Origin of the sequence: Nocardiopsis salina YIM 90010 (assembly GCF_000341025.1) — a bacterium.
GTDB lineage: Bacteria > Actinomycetota > Actinomycetes > Streptosporangiales > Streptosporangiaceae > Nocardiopsis > Nocardiopsis salina.
The window spans coordinates 34,276-57,812 of sequence record NZ_ANBF01000157.1; the positions used below are offsets into that span (position 1 = coordinate 34,276).

Below are 23,537 nucleotides of genomic sequence, written 5' to 3' on the forward strand. Positions count from 1 at the left end.
GGCGTCACGAACTGGCGGGGTACACAACTGCGGCCCCGCCGCCAGTCGAGTCCGGCGTACAGGCACAACGAGGTGAATATCGGGCGAGAGTGGTCCGTGATCCGCACGAGAGCCCGCCGGTGCCGAGGTCACCTAGAGTTCGTATGGGCCGGACCGGCCCGTGGAGGGTGTGGGGACTGCTGTCGACCGACGGGTCCCGGGAGCACCCGGCCGACGGCGGACCGGGATCCGGCCGCCACGACGCAACGACGCGAGGGAGCAGCCAAGTGCGGGTACACGATTCACTGATCGACCTGGTCGGGGACACCCCGCTCGTCCGCCTGAAGAAGGTCACCCAGGCCCTGGGCCCGGACGCGCCGACGATTCTGGCCAAGGTCGAGTACTTCAACCCGGGCGGTTCGGTGAAGGACCGCATCGCGCTGCGCATGGTCGAGGCGGCCGAGAAGAGCGGCGAGCTGCAGCCCGGCGGCACCATCGTCGAACCGACGTCCGGCAACACCGGTATCGGACTGGCCATGATCGCGCAGGAGAAGGGGTACCGCTGCGTGTTCGTGTGCCCCGACAAGGTCGGTCCGGACAAGCTCTCGGTGCTGCGGGCGTACGGCGCCGAGGTCGTGGTCTGCCCGACGACGGTGGCGCCCGACCACCCCGACTCCTACTACTCGGTCTCGGACCGCCTGGCCACGGAGATCCCCGGCGCCTGGAAGCCGAACCAGTACGAGAACACGAGCAACCCCGAGTCGCACTACCACGCGACCGGGCCGGAGATCTGGGAGCAGACCGACGGGCGCCTCACGCACTTCGTCTCGGGCATCGGCACCGGCGGCACCATCAGCGGCACCGGGCGCTACCTCAAGGAGATCTCCGACGGGCGCGTGCAGATCGTCGGGGCCGACCCCGAGGGTTCGGTCTACTCCGGTGGTTCGGGCCGCCCTTACCTGGTGGAGGGCGTCGGCGAGGACATCTGGCCGGGCACCTACGACACCTCGGTGTGCGACCGGATCGTGGCCGTCAGCGACAAGAACTCCTTCCTCATGACCCGCCGCCTGGCCAAGGAGGAGGCGCTCCTGGTGGGCGGTTCCTGCGGCCTGGCCGTGGAGGCGGCGCTTGAGGTCGCCAAGGACGCCGGCCCCGACGACATCATCGTGGTGATGCTGCCCGACGGTGGGCGCGGGTACCTCGGCAAGATCTTCAACGACGAGTGGATGGCCGACTACGGGTTCCTGTCCGCGCACACCGAGGAGTCCACGGCCGGGGACGTGCTCGGTGCCAAGTACGGCGAGCTGCCCGACTTCGTGCACACCCACCCCGACGAGACGGTCGGGACCGCTGTGGGGATCATGCGCGAGTACGGCGTCTCCCAGCTCCCGGTGATGAAGGAGGAGCCCCCGGTCATGGCGGCCGAGGTGGTCGGTTCCATCGCCGAACGCGACGTGCTCGACGCGCTCTTCGACGGGCGCGCCCAGCTCGACGACCCGGTCGAGGCGCACATGGGCCGCCCGCTGCCCACGGTCGGTACGGGTGAGCCGGTCAGCGACTGCGTGCGCCTGCTGCGCACCGCGGGCGCGCTCGTGGTGCTGCGCGACGGCAAGCCGGTGGGGATCCTGACCCGCCAGGACCTGCTCGCGCACATGTCCGACACCTGACGCGGCCCCGGCCCCCGCACACGGTCCGCATGTCCCGCGGACGTGGCGGGGGCTCTCGTACGTCCGTGCAGGTGGGGGAGGGGCGCCGCGTAGAACCGAACCGGATTCGGCCCCCCGCCGTCGCAGAACGTGACGAAGCGTCGCATACTCGTACGACTGCTAATGTTCGCGACGGTATTACTTGCGGGTAGCTCAAGGGGGCCGGCGTGCGGAGACTGATGTCGTGGATCATTCGCACCCTCTGGTCGTATGCACGGACCAGCGCCGAGATCCGCTCGGACACCCGTGCCGCACGCCGGTTCGCGCGTTTCGGCGAGGGTTCGGCGATCGCCTTCCCCACAGCGACCCTGTACGGGGAGCCCTGGATCGAGATCGGGACGCACACCGTCCTCGGCGGCGACATCACCCTGGCCGCCGGCATGGGCCCCGACTACGACCTGGGAGCGGAGACCGTGGTGCGCATCGGCTCCGGGTGCGCGATAGGACGGGGTTCGCACGTGGTGGCCCACCGTTCGGTGGACATCGGCGACCACGTCTACACCGGGCCCTACGTCTACATCACCGACCAGAACCACGCCTACGCCAACACCGACGTGCCCATCGGACTGCAGTGGCCCGTCGACGACCCTGTCAGCATCGGCCCGGGCACGTGGTTGGGTGCGAACTCGGTGGTGCTGCCCGGCGTGCACCTGGGCCGCAACTGCGTCGTGGCTGCCGGGACCGTCGTACGGCCGGGCACCTACGCCGACCACAGCGTCATCGCGGGGATCCCCGGCAAGGTCGTGCGCACCTACGACGACGAGTTCGGCTGGGACCCTCCGCTGAAGGAGGCAGGGACCCCCACCCGGGTGCCCACCCCGTCCGCGGGTCTGCCGCCCGAAGCACCCGCCGATCCGCCCGACCCCGGTTCGGCCACCCGCTTCCCGCCGACGTAGCTCCCCGGGCGGGGGCGGGGCGTCCGCATTCCGGGACCGACCTGGTGAACGCGGGGTCCGGCCAGGCCTGGGGGCGCTAGTGTTGAGCCATGAAGTTCGACGGGTTTGAGACGCTGGCCATCCACGCGGGCCAGGAGCCGGACGAGGGCACCGGGTCCGTTGTGGTCCCGATCCACCAGACCAGCACCTACGCCCAGGACGGCGTGGGCGGTCTGCGCCAGGGCTACGAGTACTCGCGCACGGGCAACCCCACGCGCTCGGCGCTGGAGGAGTGCCTGGTCGCGTTGGAGAACGGGCGCCGCGGCCTGGCGTTCGCCTCCGGCATGGCCGCCGAGGACACCCTCATGCGCACGGTCCTCTCGCCCGGCGACCACATGATCATCCCCGGCGACGCCTACGGGGGCACGTTCCGCCTGGTCTCCAAGGTCGTGGAGCGCTGGGGCGTGAGCTGGGACGCGGTCGACCAGTCCGACCCCGAGGCCGTGCGCGCGGCGATGCGACCGGAGACAAAGGTCGTGTGGACCGAGACGCCCACGAACCCGCTGCTCAACATCACCGACGTCGAGGCGGTCGCGCAGATCGCGCACGACGGCGGTGCCCTGCACGTGGTCGACAACACCTTCGCCTCGCCCTACCTGCAGCAGCCGCTGTCCCTGGGCGCGGACGCGGTCGTGCACTCGACCACCAAGTACCTGGGCGGGCACTCGGACGTGGTCGGGGGAGCGCTCGTGGTCTCCGACGACGGGCTCGGCGAGCGGCTGGCTTTCCACCAGAACACGATGGGCGCGATCCCCGGCCCGTTCGACTCCTGGCTGACGCTGCGCGGCGCCAAGACCCTCGGGGTGCGCATGGACCGCCACAGCGCCAACGCCGAGCGGATCGTCGAGGCCCTGGAGGGGCACGCGTCGGTGCGCAAGGTCTACTACCCCGGGCTGGACTCGCACCCGGGGCACAAGGTCGCCGAGCGGCAGATGCGTTCCTTCGGCGGCATGGTCTCCTTCGCCGTCGAGGGCGGGGAGAAGGCCGCGCTGGACCTGTGCGAGCGCACGCGCATCTTCACACTGGGTGAGTCGCTGGGCGGGGTGGAGTCGCTGATCGAGCACCCCGGTCGGATGACCCACGCCTCGACCGCGGGCTCTGCCCTGGAGGTGCCCTCCGACCTGGTGCGCCTGTCGGTCGGTATCGAGTCCGCCGACGACCTGGTCGCCGACGTGCTCGGGGCCCTGGAGGGCTGACGCCGGAGGTCCGGGGTCCGCTCCGTGTGGCGTGCTCGGCGGCGTTGGTACGTCACACGGAGCGTGGCCGGGTCCGCGCGTGACCGTACGCCGGGGCCGTGGGTCGGGTCCGGGCCGCCGGAGTGCCGGGGAGCACCCCGGCGCGTCAACGGCCGGCGTGGAACCGGTCCAGTACCGCCGGGCCCAGGTCCCTGCCTCCGGTGCGCACCACGCGCACGCCCCGCCGCCGTCCGACCAACTCGGCGAAGGCCTGCAACCGGGGGTCGTCGGCGAGCAGGAACAAGGTCACCTCCGCGCCCTCGCGCAGCGCCGCGTCCAACTCCCCGACCGTCGCCTCGACCGTGCGCGGGCCGGCCGGCCACGAGAACCGGGGGTCGCCGTCGGCCCCGGTGTGCGCGGTCGGCTCCCCGTCCGTGACGACCATGACGTGCCGGTGCAGGTCCGGGTTGCGTTTCATGTGCCCGCGCGCCAGCCGCAGCGCCTCCTGCAGGTTGGTACCGGGAACCCGGCCCCACCCGTGCGCGACCAGCGACCCGGGGCTCATCTCCCGCGCCACCTCGCCGAAGCCGACCAGCTGGAGCCGGTCCTCCGGGTACTGGGACCCGACCAGCGAGTGCAAGGCCAGCGCCGTGCGGGTCGCCGTCTCATGCAGACCGCGCGTGGCCATCGAGTGCGAGAGGTCGACCAGGAGCGAGACCGCCGACGCCCCGGAAGGCTCGGTGCCGGCCGCGCGCAGGTCCTCCGAGCGCAGGGCCTCGTCCGGCCCTCGGCCCTCGGCCCTGCGCAGGGTCGCCGCCCGCACCGTCGCCACCGCGTCCACGATGCTTCCGGGCGCCGCGGCCCGTGTGGTCCCGTCGGCTTCACCGGCCGGGCCAACACCACCCCGGTGGGAGCCGGAACCGCGTGCGCGCCGCGCTTCCTCCGTCTCGCGCAGTGCCACGTCGGCCAAGCGCCTCAGTTCCCGCGGGGACAGCGCGTGGTCGGCCGCGTCCCACCGGTCGACCGCCGCCCGTCCTTCCGGGCCCAGCAACCGCGCCAGCAGCCGCGGATCCACGTCCGACACGGCCAACCGGTCGCCCCCGCCGTAGCGGGACAGCGCCTTCTCCACCTCCGACAGCGCCTCGCGGTCGGCCGCATCGTCCACCTCCGCCGCCTCCACCAGGGAGAGCAGCTCACGCGAGGCGGCCACGGCCTCCTCGGGAGGGGGGTCGGGCTCGGCCAAGGGATCGGGGCCGCCCAGGTACTCCCGGTAGCGGAACCTCACACGCACCGCCTCTGTGCTCGGGGGGTCGTCCGGTCCTGTGATCCCCTCCCGGGGCGTGGACGAACCGTCCGGACCGTGCCTTTCGTGCATCCGGGGCACTCCCGGAGCAACACCGCCACAGGGCCCCGGTCCCCCTTGCACGCCGCGTACGGACACCCTCGGACCCCGTACGTTCAGAACCGGTAGGTCCCGCCCTCGGGGTGCGTGTCCTTCGACAGCCGCCGTTCCAGGTAAAGGCCCTCCAGAGCCAGCTCCACCACTGCGGCGGCCAACCCCGGCCAGGGAGGACCGTCCTCCGCCTCGGGCGCTGCCGCCTCGATCATCGTCGCCAGCCCCTGAATGTGACCGACCGCTTCCAGCAGCGCCCCGGCACCCACCAGGTCACCGGACTCCACGGTCGCGCCCCCGGTGAAGCGCGAGGTCAGGGGCTCCAGGTCCAGGTGGCCCAGGCGTTCCCGGTACACCTCGGAGACGGCCCGCCTCAGCAGCGCGTGCAGCAGATCGGCGCCCTCCTCCTCGGCCCCGAGCTCGAACTCGACCTTGCCGAGCACGGGCTCGACCACCGACGGCAGGTCGCACACGCGAGCCACCGGCGCCTCCTCCCCGGTCACGGCGGCCCGGCGGAGGGCGGAGGCCGCCCTCGTCTCCGCGGCCGGGACGGAGAACCGCACCGAGACCCCCGAACGCGGGTCGACCTTCTTGTGCCGGCGCACCAGGTGCGTGAATCGGGCGACGGCCGCGAGCAGGTGCCCGGGTACGGACGTGCTGTCGGGAAGGTCGGCCTCCTGGCGGATCAGCGCGATCTCGTCGGCGTCCCGTACCGGGTAGTGCGTGCGCACCTGTGAGCCGAAACGGTCCTTGAGCGGGGTGACGATCCGCCCCCGGCTCGTGTAGTCCTCCGGGTTGGCACTGGCCACCAGGAGCAGGTCCAGGTCCAGGCGCAGGTCGTAACCGCGCACCTGCACACCGCGTTCCTCCAGGACGTCGAAGAGCGCCACCTGCACACGCGGGGCCAGGTCGGGCAGCTCGTTCAGGCAGAACACGCCCCGGTTGGCGCGCGGCACCAACCCGTGGTGCAGCGTCTCCGGGTCACCGAGGGAACGACCCTCTGCCAACCGCACCGGGTCCACGTCGCCCACGAGCTCGGCCACGCCGGTGTCGGGGGTGGCGAGCTTCTCGGTGAACCGGCGGGACCGGTGCAGCCACCCGACCGGCAGTTCCCCGCCCTCGGTCTCGGCCCGGTGCAGACAGGGCGGGCACACCGGGGCGTAGGGGTGATCGTTGACCGGGCAGCCCTCCACGACGGGGATCCACTCGTCCAACAACCCCGGAAGGCTGCGCAACAACCGGCTCTTGCCCTGGCCGCGCTCGCCGAGCAGTACCACGTCGTGTCCGGCCAGCAGCGCCCGTTCCAGCGCCGGGAGGACTGTGTCGTCGAACCCGTGCACCCCGGGGAAGCGCGGGGTGCCCTCGGCCGTGTGCCGGACCAGGTTCTCGCGTACCTCCGCCGCTACCGGGCGCCTGACATGGCCGGAGGCGCGCAGGGCGTCGAGGGTGCGGGGCCGCCCGTGGGGGACGGCCGTGGGGGAGCCGTACGATGAGGGGCCGTTCGTGGGGGGTGCAACATCACTCACCCTTCGAACCTATCGGCCCCCGCCGGCAGAACGATCTCCGAAGACATGTCGGGAACGCGGCAGGGTGGAAGAATGGACGAGGACGTGGATCCGGTGGCCGGCCGAGGGGCCGGTGGGAGACGGGGGTGTCAGCAGGTGGCTCGGTTCGGCGATGCACTGACGACGGGGGCCGACCTCGTGAACGCGGCCGAACGCGCCGCCACGGGCGCTCTGGAACAGGTCGAGGGCCCCGTTGACCTGGTGTGCTTCTTCGTCTCCGGATCCGACCCCGAGGAGGTCACCCTCGCGGGCAAGCGGGTCATGGAGCTGGCCGGTGACGCCACAGCCCTGGGCTGCTCCGCCACGGGTGTCATCGGCGGCGGCCGCGGGGTCGAGGGACAGGGCGCGGTCAGTGTCTGGTGCGCGAGCCTGCCCGACGTGGGCCTGACACCGTTCCGGCTGGACACCGTCGTGGAGGGCGACCACCTGGCCGTGGTCGGTATGCGCGAGCCCGACCCCACCGACCGGGTCGCGATCATGCTCGCCAACCCCTACGAGTTCCCCACCCAGGCGTTCGTGCGCGAGACCACCGAGGCGCTCGACGGGCTCCCGGTCGTGGGCGGTATGGCGGACGGTATGCGCGGAGAGGAGTCGGTGCGCCTGTTCTGCGACGGCGAGGTCGCGGAGAACGGGGCGATCGGGGTCCTGCTCGGCGGCGACGGGGTTCTGGGCACCGTGGTGAGCCAGGGTTGCCGCCCCATCGGCCAGAACATGACCGCCACCAAGGCCGAGGGGAACGTGCTACTGGAACTGGCCGGGACCAGCGCCTACGAGAAGCTCGAGGAGCTCGTGGAGTCGCTGTCGGAGGAGGACCGCCTCCTGGCCGCACGGGGCCTGCACGTCGGAGTGGCGATGGACGAGTACGCCGATCAGCACGGCCAGGGCGACTTCTTGGTGCGGACGCTGGCCGGGGCCGAGCCCGACACCGGGGCGCTCACCATCGGCGACATGGTTGAGGTGGGCCAGACCGTGCGCTTCCAGGTGCGTGACGCCGGGACCGCGGACGAGGACCTCGCGGAGCGCCTGGCGGAGTTCGGCGAACACCACCGGATGGGTGCGGGCCTGCTGTTCTCGTGCAACGGTCGCGGGGAGGCGATGTTCCCGCACCCCGACCACGACCCGCTCGCCGTGCGCAGGGCCCTGGGCGACGGCGCGGTCGCCGGGTTCTTCGCCGCGGGGGAGATCGGGCCGGTCGGCGGGGTCAACCACGTGCACACCTTCACGGCCTGCCTGCTGGCCTTCGCGCCCTGAGGCCCGCCCCGCGGACCGATCCGATCCCCGCCCCGGACCCTGCAGTCGGCCTGGCCCCGGCCGTCCCCGACCTGTGCCCGGGACCTGTGCCCGGGACCTGTGCCCCTCGCCCCTCGACGCCCTCACATCTCCACCCGTCGACCACCATCTCAGGGCAAGAGCCGCAGGACTCCCGGTGCCCCGATCTCCGCTCCGGCCGCGGATCCGGACTTTTACCCCGCCATCGACGACACCCGACGTTCGTTCCTTGAGTGGGTCTTCACCGCAATGCTTACTGTGAGTGATCAAACTCGTCACTCTGTGCATTCCTGGGGAAGGTTTCCATGTCCGACCGTCGGAGCGGCCGCCACGTCCGCGCCCTCACGGCCCTGGGGCTCGCGGCCCCGCCGGCCCCGCTCGCCCTCGCCACCGCCCACGCCGACGAGGAACGGCTCGACCTCAGCTCCGGAGACCTCATCGGGCTCACCGGGGACGAGTCCGCGCTCAGGGTTCAGGAGGGCGAGGCCGCCCGCGACGAGGGGGCCTCCCTGAAGCGCGACGACACCGCCGCCCCGCACGGCATCGCTGTCTTCCCGGGCCACCCCCTGGACGAGTCGACCGACAGCCTCGACGTGCGCCTCGGCATCGAGGGCGATCCCGCCGACCTTCGCGCAGAGGCACGCGGTGTGCGCGGCGACGGCATGTGGACCGAGTGGCGCACCGTCCCCGAGGGCGGAGGTCGAGTCGTCCTGCCGCGCGACATCGACGAGGTCCAGGTACGCGTCGAGGTCGAAGGCACCGACAGCGCCCTGACCGGCCTAGGCCTGCGCCCCCTGCCCGCCACCGGTGCCGACCACCGCGACGACGACGGACGCGGGGAGCTCGACGACCCCTCAGGCCCCGAACCCTTCTCCGCCCGCCTCTTCGCCACCCGCATCGGCCTGGAGGGCGAGACCACCGCCAACGGGCACGTCATCGCCACCGACGACCACTTCGCCGCTCTGCCCTCGCGCCGCGGCCTCGCCAACCGCGGGGGCGGCGAGTACACCGTCCGGGTCTGCTCCACCGGAGAGTTCGGCCCCGACGCCGAGGGTGACACCGAGACCCACGACCGGCGTTGCGTCTACGTCCCTGTCTGGGACGTGGGCCCCTGGAACATCGCCGACGACCACTGGAACGAGGACCGCGAGTCCTGGGAGGACCTCGACCACGGCCGCCCCCAGGCCCAGGCCGCCTACGCCGAGGGCCACAACGACGGCCTGGACGGGTTCGGACGACAGGTCGCCAACCCGGCCGGCATCGACCTCGCCGACGGCGCCTTCGACCAAGGGCTGCAGATGCCCACCAACGGCTGGGTCGAGGTCGATTACCTGTGGACCGATGATCACGCCCACCGCGCAGAGATCATGACCGAGTCCAACAGCGAACCCGTGGTCGTGCGCGAGGGGCCCGGTGCCGAGCACCACAGTGTCGGCCTGGCCGCGCCGAAGGCCGTCGTCGACGTGCACTGCTCTCTCACCGGGGACGACGCCTCCGGCCCCCACGGAACCGGGGACACCTGGTACCGCATCGGGGACGGCCACTACGTTCCGGGCGCCTTCGCCGACGGGGCGGGCGATGTACCGGAGTGCTCGGCGGAGAGGCGCTGAGGCCGCGTCCCGATGTCGTACGCCGCGCCCGCGCACACGACGACGGGGGCGGGTCCGCTCCGGACCTGCCCCCGTCGTCGTTGCGGTGTGATCAGACGCCGGTGTAGGGGACCGCGTCGATGATCTCCACGCCGAGGGTCTTGCCGTTGGGCAGCGGGTAGTTGACCTCTTCGCCCACACGCTTGCCGTTGATGGCCGCGCCCAGCGGGGAATTGGGCGAGTACACGTCTATCGGAGCGCCGCTCTCCTCACGGGAGGCGAGAAGGAAGGTGATCTCCTCGTCGTCGCCGGCGAACTTCACCGTCACGGTCATGCCGGGGCCGACCACACCCTCGGTGCGCGGCGCCTCGCCGACCTTCGCGGTGCGCAGGATCTCGGTGAGCTGGAGGATGCGGGCCTCCATCTTGCCCTGCTCCTCCTTGGCGGCGTGGTAACCGCCGTTCTCCTTCAGGTCGCCCTCCTCGCGAGCGGCCTCGATCTTCTCCGCGATCTCGACGCGCCCACTACCCGACAGGTGGTCCAGCTCCGACTTGAGCCGGTCATACGCCTCCTGAGTCAGCCAGGTGACGTTGTCATCGCGGGTCTGGGTCACTGGAACTCCTTGTGTACTCGTAGCAAAGGCCACCAGGCGGCCAGAGCTGAACTTACGAGAATATCACCGTGCGCACTTGCGCACGGTGTCCCGCGTGTTCACCCACGACGCCGGTGCCGGACGGGGGAACGGCTCGTCCGGGGTGGATCAGTCCTGCGAACCTTGTTCCCTGCACGAGGCGATCTCTACCGTGGATGCCTGTCGAATCGTCTCAACGGTCGTGGTGGCCATGCGGTTCCCTTCCTCGACCTCCAACCGCTCCTGACCGACCTCGACGTGCTGCTCGTCCAGCGCCGTGATGAGGCACTCCGCACCGTCCCGGCTGTTGACCTCGAAGGTGATGCTCGCCTCGTCGGCGGACCCGGCGTCGTAGGAGACCACCTGGTGGTAGACGCTGCCGCTCAGACCCGAGTAACTCATCACCGAGTAGCCCCACCCGATGCTCGTGGCGATCGCGAAGATCGTGCCGATGACGAAGAAGAGAGGCCCGTTGCCGTGGCGCTTGCGCAGCACGCGGTCGGGATCGGCCGGGGTCGCGGCCGTGGATTCGGCACTGTTCACGGCGTCTTCTTCCGGGGTCGGCTGCATCGGGAATCTCCGAACAAGGGGACGGTGTTGTCTAAGATATCCCCGACCTGAGAGCCCCCCTACGCGCCCCGGGCGTGAGTCGTCCAAGCCGCGCTGCGCCGGGTAGCCGGAGGTCGGCGCGCCGCGTCGAACGATCACCGAGTCAAGGAGAATGCTCCGTTGTCCGAGCCGTTGCGGCTGATGGCCGTTCATGCCCATCCCGATGACGAGTCCAGCAAGGGTGCGGCCACCATGGCCCGCTACGTCGACGAGGGGGCCGAGGTGCTCGTCGTCACCATGACCGGTGGCGAACGCGGCGACATCCTCAACCCCGCGATGGAGCGCCCCGAGATCCGCGAGAACATCGCCGAGATCCGCAAGGCGGAGATGGACCGCGCCCGGGAGATCCTGGGCGTCCACCAGGAGTTCGCCGGCTTCGTCGACTCCGGTCTGCCCGAGGGCGACCCGCTGCCCCCGCTGCCGGACGGCTGCTTCGCGACCCTGCCCGTCGAGGAGGGAGCTGCGCCCCTGGTGGAGTCGATCCGCCGCTTCCGCCCGCACGTGATCCTCACCTACGACGAGAACGGCGGGTACCCGCACCCGGACCACATCATGGCCCACAAGGTCTCGATGCACGCTTTCGACACCGCCGGCGACCCGGACGCCTATCCGGGCCTGGGCGACCCCTGGCAGCCCCTCAAGCTGTACTACTTCGTGTCCTTCCCGCCGGAGCGGTTCGAGGCCCTTGCCGCGACCTTGAGCGCCCGGGGGCTCGAGAACCCCTTCGAGGGCTGGATGAAGCGGATCCGCGACCGCGACCGCCCCCGCTGGGAGATCACCACGCGAGTGCACTGCAGCGAGCACTTCGACACCGCGCACGACGCCCTGCGCGCCCACGCCACCCAGGTCGACCCGAACGGGTTCTGGTTCGCGGTGCCCAACGAGGTCGTCGCCGAGGCCTGGCCCACGGAGGACTACCACCTGGTGCGGTCGATCGTGGACACCGAGGTCCCTGAGAAGGACCTCTTCGCAGGTGTGCGAGAAGGGGTGAGAGCATGAACGGTATGCAGAGCCTTCCCACGTCGGCGACGGTGCTGGCCGACACCACCGAGCTGAACACCGACCTGGTGACCCCGGGGGTCCTCGGCTTCCTGGTCATCTTCGCGATCGCCCTGGGGTTGTACTTCCTCATGCGCAGCATGACCGGCAAGCTCACCCACGTGCGTGACTCGGACGAAGTGCTGACCGCGCGGCGCGACGAGAAGGCCGGACAGACAGTGCCGGTCGACGGCGCTGCCCGGAGCGCGGCCGCCGAGGCCTCCGCCGACGGGGACACCGACACCGGGGGCCGCACGGACGGCGACGACACCGGTTCCGCGGACCGCTGAGACCGCCCCACGGCACCACGGGGCCGTCCCTCCCGTAGGCGGGAGCGGGCGGCCCCGTCGTGTGCCGCGGGGTGTGCTCACGGTTCTCCGGGGCGGTGGTGAACGGTCCGACCACGCTGTGCTCGTCGTGGCGAACCGTGTGTGCCTGTCTCTAGTGCGTGGCACGGAAGGGGGAGGCGAAGGCCGCTCGGGCCGCGTGTTCCTGCACCCGTGCCTCGTGTCCGGGGCCCCATGAGGCGCTGAGCCGCAGCGCGTCGAACTCGCACCGGAGGCTCGTGGCGGACGTGGTGCGGGTGTCGGTGCTGATGGTGACCGGTAGCCCGTCGGCGAGCAGTCGGGTTGCGGGGTGGTCGCGGAGACTGGGCACGGCGCCGGTCTGCACGTTGCTGGTCGGACACATCTCCAGGGCGATGCGGTCGGTGCGCAGGCGGTCGAGGAGGGCGGCATCGGAGTGGCAGCGGACGCCGTGGCCGATGCGGTGGGCGCCGAGCACGTCGATCGCTTCCCACACGCTCTCCGGTCCGGCGGCTTCACCCGCGTGCACCGTGCAGGGGAGTCCGGCACTGTGGGCGAGACCGAAGGCGGCCTGATGCCTCCGGGCGGTGAACAGGTTCTCGTCGCCGGCAAGGTCGAGTCCGGCGACCTGCTCGCGGTTGCGCAGGGCGGCCTCCGCGACGGCGAGGCTCTCGTCGGCCGTCTGGTGTCGAAGGCAGCACAACAGCAGTCCCGTGTGCACCCCGGTCGCCTCACGCCCGGCGTGCAGGCCGTCGGCGACCGCCTGCACGGCCTCGTCAAGGGTCGTGCCGTAGCGCCCGTGCAGTTGTGGGGCGAAACGTACTTCGCCGTGGACGACGCCGTCGGCACTCCAGTCCTCGACGAGTTCGCGGGCGACCCGGGTGAGGGCTTCGGGGGTCTGCAGGACCTGCAGGGGGATGTCGATGTAGCTCAGGAACGTGGTGAGGCTTCCGCAGTCGGCCGGGGCGACGACCAGGTCCTCGACGGGCCGGTCGAGCGTGATGCCTTGTTCGCGGGCGAGGTCGGCGACCGTGCCGGGACGTACGGATCCGTCCAGGTGGCAGTGGAGTTCGTAGCGTGAGCGGGGTGTATCGGTGAGGTTGTTCATCGGTGGTTTCCAGCTCACCGGGCATCGGTAGCGGGGGCCGGCGAGGTGACGGTGTCGAAGAGGAGTCGTTTGAAACCGGCCTCGTCCACACGGCGGACCAGGGTCATGTTGGGCGTTGGGGCGGACACGCGGCGGTCGATGATCATCTGGCCGCGTGCCTCCTCTCCGACGGCGACGTCCACGTGGGCCTCTTCGTACTCGGTGATGAGGCCGGGATCGAGGGCGACGGCCATGGTGACCGGGTCGGGCAGGTCGTAGCCGGCCAGACCGGTGACGTCCCGGGCCCAGTCACCGACGGTGCGGTTGATGCGGTGAACGAAGGTGGCGAGGGGCGTACCCAGTTGCTGAAGGTGTTGCTGGTCGGCCGGCGTCATGACGGCGTCCTTGCGGGAGACGTCCCAGCCGACCCACGTCACCTTCTCCGGGGTGGCGGCCCGGGCGACGATCCGGGCGGCTTCGGGGTCGGCCCAGGCGTTGAACTCGGCCGTTGGTGAGATGTTCCCGCAGGTGTCGGCGGCGCCCGCCATGCAGTAGACGTGCCGGTAACGGGTGAACAGCTGTGGATCGCGAAGCAGGGCGGCGGCGATGTTCGTGAGCGGTGCAAGGGTGACCAGGGTCAGCTCACCGGGGTGTTCGCGCGGGTAGGTGAGCAGTGCATCGATCGCGTGGGTGGGCTCGGGTGACTGTGTCGGGTCGGGGAGGCCGGTGTCGCCCATGCCGTCCTCGCCGTGCACGTGCTGCGCGCTGGTGAGGCTCCGCATCATCGGGCGTTCGCAACCCGGGTGCACGGGGACGCCGGTGTGGCCGGTGGTCTCGAGGGAGATCAGTGCGTTGCGAGTGCTGGTGGCCACCGGAACATTCCCTGCCACCGTGGTCACGGCCCGGACATCGCTCAGGCCGCCGGCCGTTGCGAGCAGCAGTGCCACCGCGTCGTCGGATCCGGTGTCGGTGTCGATGATCAGAGGACGAGTCGGCACAGCCGTGCTCCTATCAGGACGGTTGATGATCCGGGAGATCCGGACCCCGTTTCTAAACGTTTAGATGGCAGAATGCAAGACCTATGGCGAAGCGAGCAGGCAAGGCAGTGACACTGACGGACGTGGCCCGCAGGGCGGGAGCCTCGACGGCGGTGGTCAGCTATGTGATGAACAACGGGCCGCGCCCGGTGGCCCCCGAGACCCGGGAGCGGGTGCTGGCCGCGGCGGCGGAGCTGAACTACCGCCCCAACCGCATCGCCCGCGCCCTGCGCTCGCACACCACCGGCGTGATGGGCCTGGTCCTCGCCGACGCGTCCAACCCGTTCTTCGGTTCCCTGGCGCGGCATGTCGAGGAGGCCTTGGGCGAGCGCGACAAGCTCACACTGATCGGCAACGCCGGCTTCTCCGCCGATCGCCAGGAGCACGTGGTCGAACGCTTCCTCGCGGCCCAGGTCGACGGGCTCATCATCGTCTCCGCCGACGGCGGTCCCGATGTCGCGGCCCAGGCCGAGGCAGCCGGCGTCCCCGCCGTCTACGTCCACAACCAGCCCGAGAGCGCGCGCTCACCGGTGGTGGCCGCCGACAACGACGCCGCTGTCCACGATGCTCTCGCCCACCTGCGTTCCCACGGCCACACGCAGGCCGCCTTCCTCACCGGCAGCCACGACGTGGGCCCCGTGGGCCGGCGCCGCCACGCCTGGGAGGGCGCTGTCGCCGGTACCGACGCGCGGCTGCTGCGCTGCGACTACACGCGAGCGGCGGCGGCCGAATTGACCCAGCGCCTCACCGCCCAGGACGCCATGCCTCCGGCCGTGGTCACCGCCACTGACGAACAGGCCATCGGTGTCCTCGCCGGGGCCGACGCTGCCGGACTCTCCGTGCCCGACCAGCTCGCTCTCATCAGTCTCGACGGCACCCCCGACAGCGCCTACACCGCTCCCGCTCTCACCGTCACCGAACAGCCCCTGCGAGCGATGGCGGAGCGCGCGGTCCGTCTGCTGATCGACGACGCTCCCCGCTCACCCGAACCGCACGCCGCCGCCTCATTGGTTGTGCGCCGCAGCTGCGGTTGTTCGGGATGACTGCTGTGCGAGGCGATCGAGCGGCGCGATGTCGCCGGGGTCGAAGCGCTCGTGCAGCGACACCTGGAGACCGGGCGGTCGCAACAGCAGGCACGGGCCCACGAGCAGGGCTGACCTGTGTCCCGTCGATGATCACGTCCGACGCCACGCGGCCCCAGGGGCGCACATCGATCATACTCACTCGAGTGATCCGCAGGTCGTGTACCAGGTTTCCAGGCAGGGCGGCCCGGGGTGCGTGCGCGGTCCGGTTCACCCGCGCGGCCGTGGTCAGGCACAGTTGGGGGCATGGCGAACCGACTGAGCGACGCGACCAGCCCCTACCTGTTGCAGCACGCCGACAACCCGGTCGACTGGTGGCCCTGGTGCGATGAGGCCTTCGCCGAGGCCCGCCGCAGGGACGTGCCCGTGCTGATCTCCGTGGGTTACTCCGCGTGCCACTGGTGCCACGTGATGGCCCACGAGTCCTTCGAGGACGACACCACCGCCGGCCTCATGAACTCGATGTTCGTCAACATCAAGGTCGACCGCGAGGAACGCCCCGACGTCGATGCGGTCTACATGGAGGCCACCCAGGCCATGACCGGCCATGGTGGATGGCCCATGACGGTCTTCGCCACCCCCGAGGGAGCGCCATTCTACTGCGGCACGTACTTTCCGCGCGACCACTTCCAGCGCCTGCTGCAGGGTGTGACCAACGCCTGGCGGGACCAGCGCGACCAGCTCCTCGACCAGGGCAAGCGGGTCGTGGACGCCCTCGGCGCCCCCCGCACCCTGCCGGAGGCCTCCGCGCCCGGCGCCGAGACGCTCGACCTGGCCGTGCGGGCCCTGGTGCGCGACTACGACCAGGCGCACGGCGGGTTCGGCGACGCACCCAAGTTCCCACCGTCGATGCTCCTGTCCTTCCTGACCGCGCAGGCCGAGCGCACCGGGCCCCTGCAGGCCGCGCAGGAACCCGCCCCGTCCTGGCTCATGGCGTCCGGAACCGCTGAGGCCATGGCCCGCGGCGGCATGTACGACCAGCTCGGAGGCGGTTTCGCACGCTACTCCGTGGACCGCGAGTGGGTCGTGCCGCACTTCGAGAAGATGCTGTACGACAACGCCCAGCTCCTGCGCGCGTACGTTCGAATGTCCCGCCGCCCGGCAGGAACCGACCTGGCCGAGGCCGACACCCACAAGCTCCTGCGCCGCGTGGCCGAGGAGACCGCCGACTGGATGCTGCGCGAGCTGCGCACCCAGGAGGGCGGGTTCGCCTCCGCCCTGGACGCCGACAGTCCCGGCGCCGACGGCACGTCCCAGGAGGGCGCCTTCTACGTGTGGACCCCCGCACAGTTCCGGGAGCTGCTGGAGGACGAGGACGCTGCCTACGCCGCGGAGGTCTTCGCCGTCACCGAGGAGGGCACCTTCGAGCACGGCACTTCGGTGCTGCAGCTGCCCGATACCCCCGCGGACCCGTGGCGGTACCAGCGGGTGCGCGAGACCCTCTTCGCCGCCCGTGCCACCCGTCCCGCACCCGCCCGCGACGACAAGGTCGTGGCCGCCTGGAACGGGTTGGCGGTCTCCGCCCTGGCCGAGGCGGGTGTGCTCCTGGACCGGCCCGATCTGATCGAGGCCGCCCAGGACTGCGCCGACCTGCTGCTGCGGGTGCACCTGCGCGACGGTCGCCTGCTGCGCACCTCCCGCGACGGCCGCGCCGGGCACAGCGCCGGGGTGCTGGAGGACTACGCCGATGTCGCCGAGGGCCTGCTCGTGCTGCACGGCGTCACCGGTGAGGCCCGCTACGCGCACGCGGCCGGCGGGCTGCTCGAGACGGTGCTGGAGCGCTTCGGCAACGGCGAGGGCGGTTTCTACGACACCGCCGACGACGCCGAGGAGCTCTTCGCCCGGCCTCAGGACCCCACCGACAACGTGACCCCGTCCGGCCGCAGCGCCGCCGCCTCCGCACTGCTGGCGTACGCTGCGCTGACCGGTTCCGAGCGCCACCGCCGCTCCGCCGAGACCGCGTTGGCGCCGGTCTCGCTCCTGTCGGAGAAGGCCCCGCGCTTCGCCGGCTGGGGTCTGGCGACCGGGGAGGCTCTGCTCAGCGGCCCTCGTGCGGTCGCGGTGGTCGGCGCCCCGGACGACCCGGCCGTGGCCGAGCTGGTGCGGGCCACCCTGGAGAGCGCGCCCCTGGGCACCGTGCTCACCCGCGGCGACGGTTCCGAGGACGGCGGGGTCCCGCTGCTGACTGGGCGGGGGACGACCGAGGGGCGGGCCACCGCCTACGTGTGCGAGGGCTTCACCTGCAAGCTCCCGGTCACCACCGTCGAGGACCTGCGCGCCCAGTTCGGGTGAGTGCCGGGTCGGGGCGGCGCCCACGTGTGTTCCGCCCCGGCTTTCCGGCCGCTCACTGCGTGCCCTCAGCTTGAGTTTTAACCCCGGCAGGAAACGATCCTGCCGGGGTTAAACTCAAGCTCAGGCCATGACCCGGACGTTGTCGATGATGGTGTCGGCCAGCTCGGGACGGTACTCGGGCTGGCGGATCTCCAGGTAGACGGTCCTGGGCTCGCCCGGCTCGTGCACGGCCGCCGCGGTCAGCGCGCCGTTGTCGTCGCAGTCCGACCACTCCCAAACCTTGCCCTCCCAACGCTGGGACTCCACCCGGCGCTCGACCGGGAGATGCCCGCAGCGGTCGGACTCGGCGACCTTCTCGAGCTCGCGCGCGCCCGGCAGGAGCGTGGTGTAGACGCCGTAGGAGCTCTCCTCGGTGGTGTGCCAGTTGTCGGCGTCGGTCGCGGCCAGCAGCCCCGGCCCGGCGCCAGCCTCGGCCGCGGCGGGACGGGCGGCCCTGGCCAGGTGCAGTTCGGAGGCCCATGCCGAGGGCACGTCCACGCGTAGTTCGTGGGCGGCGCTGTAGACCGGGGTCAGTGACATCGAGGGGGCTCCGAAGGCCGAGGTCAGGGTGAGAACCATCACGGTCAGGGTCGCCCCGAGCACGGCAAGCCGATGCCATTGCAGCCGGTACCGCCGCCACCACGGCTCCTCGCCCGGCAGCGGATCGGGCTCCATACGGATCGCCCTGACACGGTCCGTGAAGGTTTTGGCATCGCCGGGACGACTCTCTCGGTCAGCCGAAAGTGCCGACATGATGAGCTCGTCGAGCGCCGGAGGCAGCCCTGGCCGGATCCGGCCAGGCGGGGTGCGCACAGGCGGGCGCGGGGCCTGATTTCCGGTGATGAGCTCGTAGGCGACCGCGCCCAGGGAGTAGACGTCGGAGCGCACGTCCAGGTCACCGCCGGGGGTGCTCTGTTCCGGCGACATGTACCCGGGGGTGCCCGCCGCCGCGGTGAAGCCGGAGGCCTCGTCGATGGACTTGGCGAACCCCAGATCGGCCACGAGCACGCGCTGTCCCACGGGGGAGGACTGCAGCAGCACGTTCGAGGGCTTGATGTCGCGGTGGATCGTGCCGTGGTTGTGCAGCACCGTGATGCCCTGGCCGATCTCGGTGAGCAGGCGCAGCGCCTCGTCCAACGGCAGCTGGTCGCGCTTGACCAGGTCGGCGACGCTGCCCTGGTCGGCGTAGGTCATCACCATGTACGGGCGGCCGTCGGGCAGCACGTCGACGTCGTGGACCGCCACCAGCCACGTGGAGTCGGTCTGGCGCAGGATGCGCGCCTCCTCCAGGAACCGGTGCTGGATGTCCATCTGGTGCGCCCAGTTCTCGGCGAGCACCTTGATCGCGACCGGGTAATTGAGCAGGTCGTCGTGGGCGAGCCAGACAGTGGCGAAGGAGCCGGATCCCAGGCGCCGGATCACGCGATAACGTCCGAAAGCCTCCGGTTGGCTCATGTGCGCCTCGGTCTGTCAGGGGTGAATACGGGGTCGTTGCCCACTAATACACCATCTACGCCTTCGAGTTGGCTCTTGTGGATATGATCCCCACTCCGGGTAGCGCGCATCCCATCGGGCATGGAAACTGGTGGGAGACCTCGGATGGTAGTCCGTAGGCCCGCGTGAATGGCACGGGGGCGAAAAGCGAACTCGTGTGCGGAAGAACGATCGCCCCGGGGTCCGTGGACGTCCGGACGGGTACCCCCGCCTGCCCCGGTGAGCGCGCGGTGTTCGGTCGACCCGGCGGACGTCCCGTGAAGCAGGGAGAAGAGCAGTCATGCGCAGTAGTGACCACTCAGACCACGAGGGAAACCCCGCGCCCAAGCAGCGTCGGGTGGCGAGCAACGTCGACGAGGAGCTGGAGGACCTCGCACGCCGTGCCAAGGACGGGGACGCGGCCGCGATGGACGATCTGCTCCGGCGGATCCAGCCGGAGGTCCTCCGCCGCTGTTCGCGCTTCTTGCCCTACCGCCAGGACGCGGAGGAGGCGTGCCAGGACGCCCTCCTGCGGGTGGCACGCAAGATCGGCAGTTTCAAGGGTGACTCCTTGTTCACCACGTGGCTCTACACGGTGGTGTCCAACTCCGCCCGGCAGACCTACCGCTCCATGAAGCGCCGTGCGGCCGAGTACCCCACCGAGGCCGAGCGGATGCCCAACCAGAGCGACCCCCGCACCACTAGCGTGATCGCCGGCTCCCGTATCGATCTGCTGGAGGCTCTGGACCAGTTGGAGAAGGACCGCCCCAACCTGGTGGCCCCGCTCGTTCTTCGCGACCTGTGTCAGATGGACTACAACGAGATCGCCTCGGAGCTCGACCTGGCCCTGGGCACGGTCAAATCCCGAATTCACCAGGGCCGCAAGCACGTGCGGAAGTCCTTGACTGTCTCGTGACCTCTCAGGGCGAACTACTCTGGTGGCATCCCCAACGGCACGTCCGCGATTCGGCCGTGCTGTCTTTGATCCAGCTCTGAGAGGTTTCGCCGATGGGGCTCCGTGACCCCCTGTACTGGCTGTACGAGAAGCGGTTGGAACGCCGTTTGACCAGCCAGGAGATTCCCAGGCACGTCGGTGTCGTGATGGACGGGAACCGACGCTGGGCCAAGAGCAGCGGACTGGGGGGCGCCGAGCTCGGACACCGGGCCGGCGCGGACAAGATCTTCGAGGTGCTCCGCTGGTGCGACGAACTCGGTGTGCAGGTCGTCACATTGTGGATGCTCTCCACCGACAACCTCTCCCGTGACGAGGACGAGCTCGGCCTCCTGGTGCGCATCATCGACCAGGCCATCGTCCGGCTGCGCGAGGAGGGGTGGAACACCAAGCGCGTGGGCGCCCTCGACATCCTGCCCGACTCCACGGTCCGTGCCCTGAAAGAGGCGGAAGAGGCCACATCCGGCAATCCGGGTCTGGTTGTCAACGTCGCTGTCGGGTATGGGGGTAGACGTGAGATCGCCGACGCGGTTCGGTCGCTCCTCCACGACGAGGCCGACCGAGGAACCTCGATCCAGGAGCTCGCCGAGCGCCTGGACATCGAGGACATTGCCCGGCATCTGTACACGCGCGGCCAGCCCGACCCCGACCTGCTCATCCGGACGTCGGGGGAGCAACGTCTGTCCGGCTTCATGCTGTGGCAGAGCGTGCATTCGGAGTTCTACTTCTGCGAGGCCTACTGGCCCGCTTTCCGCAGAGTGGATTTCCTGCGTGCACTGCGCTCGTACGGCGCGCGCAACCGGCGCTTCGGCCACTGACCCCGCTCCGGCCCCCGCCCCCGCCTTCTTCACACGGAGTTCACCGTGCCGGGGGCTCGATCGCTGGAAAACGGGTCGGACGGCGCGTAGCGTCGGTGAGCGCGGGTGGCGTGCGGCCACCCGCTCGGGAGGCCCCGGCTCATTGAATCCCTGCGTTCACGCGGATATTCGACGAGGAGGGCCGGACCCGGCCCTCGTGGGCCCGGTCCCGGTCCTCCATGATCCCGTGACAGCGGGGTGCCCCAGCGGCACCCAAGGGGAGAACGAGTGGCTAGTACCTCGACCGATCGCCGTGACACCCGGTCCGTCGCCGACCTCCACCCGGTAGGCGTGGAGGGGGCGCGCGTCTACGTGCTCGACACCAGCGTCCTGCTCGCCGACCCGTCGGCCATGGCCAGGTTCGCAGAGCACGAGGTCGTCATCCCCGTCGTGGTCATCACCGAGTTGGAGCACAAGCGGCACCACCCCGAACTGGGGTTCTTCGCACGCGACGCGCTCCGCCGTCTGGACGACCTGAGGGTCGCCAACGGCCGCCTGGACGTCCCCGTCCTGGTGAACGAGGACGGTGGCACCCTCCGTGTGGAGCTCAACCACAGTGATCCGGGGGTGCTCCCGGCCGGTTTCCGGTTGGGTGACAACGACACCCGCATCCTCACCGTGGCCCGCAACCTCCAGGCCGACCTGGACGCGGAGGCCGAGGAGGAGGGCACCGAGGCCGGGGAGGTCGTGCTCGTCAGCAAGGACCTGCCCATGCGCATCAAGGCGTCCTCCATCGGGATGACCGCAGACGAGTACCGCGCCGAACTCGCCGTCGAGCACGGCTGGACCGGCATGGCCGAACTGGACGTGCCCGCCCACAGCATCGGCGAGCTCTTCGAGTCCGGCTCCAGCGACATCGAGGAGGCCCGCGACCTGCCCTGCCACACCGGGCTGGTCCTGGTCTCAGAACGCGGCAAGGCCCTGGGCAGGGTCCAGCCGGACAAGTCGGTGAAGCTGGTGCGCGGTGACCGGGACGTGTTCGGGCTGCACGGGCGCAGCGCCGAGCAGCGCATCGCCCTCGACCTGCTGACCGACGACGACGTCGGCATCGTCTCCCTCGGTGGCCGGGCCGGTACCGGTAAGTCCGCCCTCGCCCTGTGCGCCGGCCTGGAGGCGATCATGGAGCGCGGCCGCCACCGCAAGGTCGTGGTCTTCCGCCCCCTGTACGCGGTCGGGGGCCAGGACCTCGGCTACTTGCCCGGCACCGAGAACGAAAAGATGACGCCCTGGGGTCAGGCGGTGCACGACACGTTGTCCGCGGTCGCCGGTGAGGACGTGATCGAGGAGATCGTCGACCGCGGGATGCTCGAGGTCCTTCCGCTCACCCACATCCGCGGGCGGTCCCTGCACGACGCGTTCGTCATCGTCGACGAGGCCCAGTCGCTGGAACGCAACGTGCTGCTGACGGTGCTCTCGCGCCTGGGCGAGAACTCGCGGGTCGTGCTGACCCACGACATCGCCCAACGCGACAACCTGCGGGTGGGCCGCCACGACGGGGTCGTGGCCGTCATAGAGAAGCTCAAGGGCCACCCGCTGTTCTCCCACGTGACCCTGAACCGCTCGGAGCGGTCCCCGGTGGCCGCCCTGGTCACCGAGATGCTGGAGACCTGAGCGGTGTCCACCCGGCCCGCCCCGCGCACCCTCGGGGCGGGCCGTCCCTTCGTCCGGGGCCCGTGAAGCGGTCGGCGCCGGGGACCGGGCTCGCGGGGACGGGGTGGATCAGGGCGGGGCGGTGCGCCACGACCTAAACTGGTGCGCTGTGAGTGAGGAAGTCCCGCCCGAGCGGCTCCGTGCCTCCGACAGTGACCGTGCCCGCGTGCTGAACGCCCTGCGCGAGGCCGTCGCCGACGGCCGCATCGACATGGACGAGTTCGACGAGCGCAGCGACCGGGCCCATGCCGCCCGCACTCTCGGCGAGCTCCCGGGCCTGACCGCCGACCTGCTGCCGGCCGAACGCCAACCGATCCGCCTCGACCCCCAACCCGTCATGGCGCTGATGACCGGCCTGAGCCGGCGCGGACGCTGGGTCTGTTACCCCGACGAGAACGTCGTCGCCGTGGCCGGCCGGGTCGACATCGACATGCGCGAGGCGTTGTTCCTGCGCAACCACCAACGCCTCAACGTCACAGCGCTGCTGGGTCGGGTGGAGATCGACGTGCCCGAGGGCGTGGAGGTACGCATCACCGGTCGTTCCTTCCTGGGGCGCAGCAGCACGACCGCACGCGCGGCCGACCGTCACCGCCCGCCGGTCCTGGAGGTCACCGGGTTCACCCTGTTCGGGGTGGTTCGGGTGCGGGCTCCGCGGCGGCGCCGCCTCCTGGGCGGGCTCGTGCGCAGGCGACGTATCGCTCCCCGCGGCCGCCCCTGAGCCCGGAGGCCGGACCGCGCCCGCGTGCACACCCCTGGGCCCGATACCGTGCGCCACGTGTGACCTGCGCGAACGCGGACATGGCGTGCGCAACATCATGAACTCCGGGTGCGTTCCCGGGGCGCCGTGTGTGTCTGGCAGGCTTTGTTCCACAGG

At 70.8% G+C, this 23,537-nt stretch carries 20 protein-coding genes; 13 read left to right on the top strand and 7 right to left on the bottom strand.

Annotated features, from left to right (window positions below):
• Positions 1 to 266: 266 nt before the first annotated feature.
• The 3 genes from D474_RS0117600 (at position 267) to D474_RS0117610 (ending at position 3,816) form a co-directional block, all read left to right on the top strand.
• The gene (locus tag D474_RS0117600) at positions 267 to 1,646 is read left to right on the top strand and encodes a cystathionine beta-synthase (protein WP_017614852.1); all 1,380 of its coding nucleotides are present in this window, start codon (positions 267 to 269) and stop codon (positions 1,644 to 1,646) included.
• Positions 1,647 to 1,864: 218 nt separating this feature from the next.
• Positions 1,865 to 2,581, top strand: coding sequence for an acyltransferase (locus D474_RS0117605; RefSeq protein ID WP_017614853.1), 717 nt, complete (start codon positions 1,865 to 1,867; stop codon positions 2,579 to 2,581).
• A gap of 89 nt (positions 2,582 to 2,670) precedes the next feature.
• Positions 2,671 to 3,816, top strand: a complete 1,146-nt coding sequence (locus D474_RS0117610) for a cystathionine gamma-synthase (RefSeq protein WP_017614854.1) — start codon at positions 2,671 to 2,673, stop codon at positions 3,814 to 3,816.
• A 145-nt stretch (positions 3,817 to 3,961) separates the two neighbouring features.
• Here D474_RS0117610 and D474_RS0117615 read toward each other — a convergent pair whose 3' ends face one another.
• Both D474_RS0117615 and D474_RS0117620 read right to left on the bottom strand, forming a co-directional pair.
• Positions 3,962 to 5,080 carry a VWA domain-containing protein gene (locus D474_RS0117615; RefSeq protein ID WP_040703847.1) on the bottom strand — a complete coding sequence of 373 codons (1,119 nt, stop codon included), beginning with the start codon at positions 5,078 to 5,080 and terminating at the stop codon, positions 3,962 to 3,964.
• A gap of 173 nt (positions 5,081 to 5,253) precedes the next feature.
• A complete protein-coding gene (locus D474_RS0117620; protein ID WP_017614855.1) occupies positions 5,254 to 6,714 on the bottom strand; it encodes a sigma 54-interacting transcriptional regulator in 1,461 nt (486 codons plus the stop codon).
• A 135-nt stretch (positions 6,715 to 6,849) separates the two neighbouring features.
• Here D474_RS0117620 and D474_RS0117625 point away from each other — a divergent pair, with 135 nt between their 5' ends.
• Entirely contained in the window at positions 6,850 to 8,004 is a 1,155-nt protein-coding gene (locus tag D474_RS0117625) for an FIST signal transduction protein (protein WP_040703851.1), read from the top strand.
• Between the two features lie 323 nt (positions 8,005 to 8,327).
• Positions 8,328 to 9,632: a hypothetical protein gene (locus D474_RS0117630; RefSeq protein ID WP_017614857.1), complete on the top strand. Its 1,305-nt coding sequence runs from the start codon at positions 8,328 to 8,330 to the stop codon at positions 9,630 to 9,632.
• A gap of 91 nt (positions 9,633 to 9,723) precedes the next feature.
• Here D474_RS0117630 and greA read toward each other — a convergent pair whose 3' ends face one another.
• Both greA and D474_RS0117640 read right to left on the bottom strand, forming a co-directional pair.
• Positions 9,724 to 10,224, bottom strand: coding sequence for a transcription elongation factor GreA (greA, locus tag D474_RS0117635; protein ID WP_017614858.1), 501 nt, complete (start codon positions 10,222 to 10,224; stop codon positions 9,724 to 9,726).
• 147 nt (positions 10,225 to 10,371) lie between these two features.
• Positions 10,372 to 10,812, bottom strand: coding sequence for a DUF4307 domain-containing protein (locus tag D474_RS0117640; protein ID WP_017614859.1), 441 nt, complete (start codon positions 10,810 to 10,812; stop codon positions 10,372 to 10,374).
• Positions 10,813 to 10,971: 159 nt separating this feature from the next.
• On the opposite strand from D474_RS0117640, the gene mca reads away from it, so the two are divergent.
• Together mca and D474_RS32775 are read left to right on the top strand one after the other, a co-directional pair.
• Complete coding sequence (gene mca, locus D474_RS0117645; protein ID WP_017614860.1) at positions 10,972 to 11,850, top strand: mycothiol conjugate amidase Mca; 879 nt, start codon at positions 10,972 to 10,974, stop codon at positions 11,848 to 11,850.
• Positions 11,847 to 12,179: a hypothetical protein gene (locus D474_RS32775; protein ID WP_017614861.1), complete on the top strand. Its 333-nt coding sequence runs from the start codon at positions 11,847 to 11,849 to the stop codon at positions 12,177 to 12,179. The genes mca and D474_RS32775 overlap by 4 nt, the downstream gene beginning before the upstream one ends.
• A gap of 151 nt (positions 12,180 to 12,330) precedes the next feature.
• On the opposite strand, the gene add is transcribed toward D474_RS32775, so the two are convergent.
• Together add and D474_RS0117660 are read right to left on the bottom strand one after the other, a co-directional pair.
• Positions 12,331 to 13,320 carry an adenosine deaminase gene (gene add / locus D474_RS0117655; protein WP_204367124.1) on the bottom strand — a complete coding sequence of 330 codons (990 nt, stop codon included), beginning with the start codon at positions 13,318 to 13,320 and terminating at the stop codon, positions 12,331 to 12,333.
• Positions 13,317 to 14,279, bottom strand: a complete 963-nt coding sequence (locus tag D474_RS0117660; RefSeq protein WP_017614863.1) for a nucleoside hydrolase — start codon at positions 14,277 to 14,279, stop codon at positions 13,317 to 13,319. Before D474_RS0117660 ends, add begins: the two co-directional genes overlap by 4 nt.
• An 83-nt stretch (positions 14,280 to 14,362) precedes the next feature.
• On the opposite strand from D474_RS0117660, the gene D474_RS0117665 reads away from it, so the two are divergent.
• Positions 14,363 to 15,361, top strand: a complete 999-nt coding sequence (locus D474_RS0117665; RefSeq protein ID WP_026118585.1) for a LacI family DNA-binding transcriptional regulator — start codon at positions 14,363 to 14,365, stop codon at positions 15,359 to 15,361.
• A gap of 285 nt (positions 15,362 to 15,646) precedes the next feature.
• Positions 15,647 to 17,692 carry a thioredoxin domain-containing protein gene (locus D474_RS0117670; protein ID WP_017614865.1) on the top strand — a complete coding sequence of 682 codons (2,046 nt, stop codon included), beginning with the start codon at positions 15,647 to 15,649 and terminating at the stop codon, positions 17,690 to 17,692.
• Positions 17,693 to 17,812: 120 nt separating this feature from the next.
• Here D474_RS0117670 and D474_RS0117675 read toward each other — a convergent pair whose 3' ends face one another.
• Entirely contained in the window at positions 17,813 to 19,186 is a 1,374-nt protein-coding gene (locus tag D474_RS0117675; RefSeq protein WP_017614866.1) for a serine/threonine-protein kinase, read from the bottom strand.
• Positions 19,187 to 19,505: 319 nt separating this feature from the next.
• Between D474_RS0117675 and D474_RS0117680 the strand changes: the two genes are divergently transcribed.
• The 4 genes from D474_RS0117680 (at position 19,506) to D474_RS0117695 (ending at position 23,381) form a co-directional block, all read left to right on the top strand.
• Positions 19,506 to 20,120, top strand: a complete 615-nt coding sequence (locus D474_RS0117680; protein WP_193122826.1) for an RNA polymerase sigma factor — start codon at positions 19,506 to 19,508, stop codon at positions 20,118 to 20,120.
• Between the two features lie 92 nt (positions 20,121 to 20,212).
• Positions 20,213 to 20,974, top strand: a complete 762-nt coding sequence (locus D474_RS0117685) for an isoprenyl transferase (protein WP_017614868.1) — start codon at positions 20,213 to 20,215, stop codon at positions 20,972 to 20,974.
• 267 nt (positions 20,975 to 21,241) lie between these two features.
• On the top strand, positions 21,242 to 22,624 hold the full coding sequence (locus D474_RS0117690) for a PhoH family protein (protein WP_040703838.1): 1,383 nt from the start codon (positions 21,242 to 21,244) through the stop codon (positions 22,622 to 22,624).
• A gap of 148 nt (positions 22,625 to 22,772) precedes the next feature.
• Complete coding sequence (locus D474_RS0117695; RefSeq protein WP_017614870.1) at positions 22,773 to 23,381, top strand: DUF1707 SHOCT-like domain-containing protein; 609 nt, start codon at positions 22,773 to 22,775, stop codon at positions 23,379 to 23,381.
• Positions 23,382 to 23,537 lie beyond the last annotated feature (156 nt).

Bases quoted from the DNA above. Each gene is read 5' to 3' on its own strand.
- D474_RS0117605 (WP_017614853.1), top strand. From the start codon at position 1,865: ATGTCGTGGATCATTCGCACCCTCTGGTCGTATGCACGGACCAGCGCC.
- D474_RS0117610 (WP_017614854.1), top strand. From the start codon at position 2,671: ATGAAGTTCGACGGGTTTGAGACGCTGGCCATCCACGCGGGCCAGGAG.
- D474_RS0117630 (WP_017614857.1), top strand. From the start codon at position 8,328: ATGTCCGACCGTCGGAGCGGCCGCCACGTCCGCGCCCTCACGGCCCTG.
- D474_RS0117640 (WP_017614859.1), bottom strand. From the start codon at position 10,812: ATGCAGCCGACCCCGGAAGAAGACGCCGTGAACAGTGCCGAATCCACG.
- D474_RS32775 (WP_017614861.1), top strand. From the start codon at position 11,847: ATGAACGGTATGCAGAGCCTTCCCACGTCGGCGACGGTGCTGGCCGAC.
- D474_RS0117665 (WP_026118585.1), top strand. From the start codon at position 14,363: ATGGCGAAGCGAGCAGGCAAGGCAGTGACACTGACGGACGTGGCCCGC.
- D474_RS0117670 (WP_017614865.1), top strand. From the start codon at position 15,647: ATGGCGAACCGACTGAGCGACGCGACCAGCCCCTACCTGTTGCAGCAC.
- D474_RS0117675 (WP_017614866.1), bottom strand. From the start codon at position 19,186: ATGAGCCAACCGGAGGCTTTCGGACGTTATCGCGTGATCCGGCGCCTG.
- D474_RS0117680 (WP_193122826.1), top strand. From the start codon at position 19,506: ATGCGCAGTAGTGACCACTCAGACCACGAGGGAAACCCCGCGCCCAAG.
- D474_RS0117685 (WP_017614868.1), top strand. From the start codon at position 20,213: ATGGGGCTCCGTGACCCCCTGTACTGGCTGTACGAGAAGCGGTTGGAA.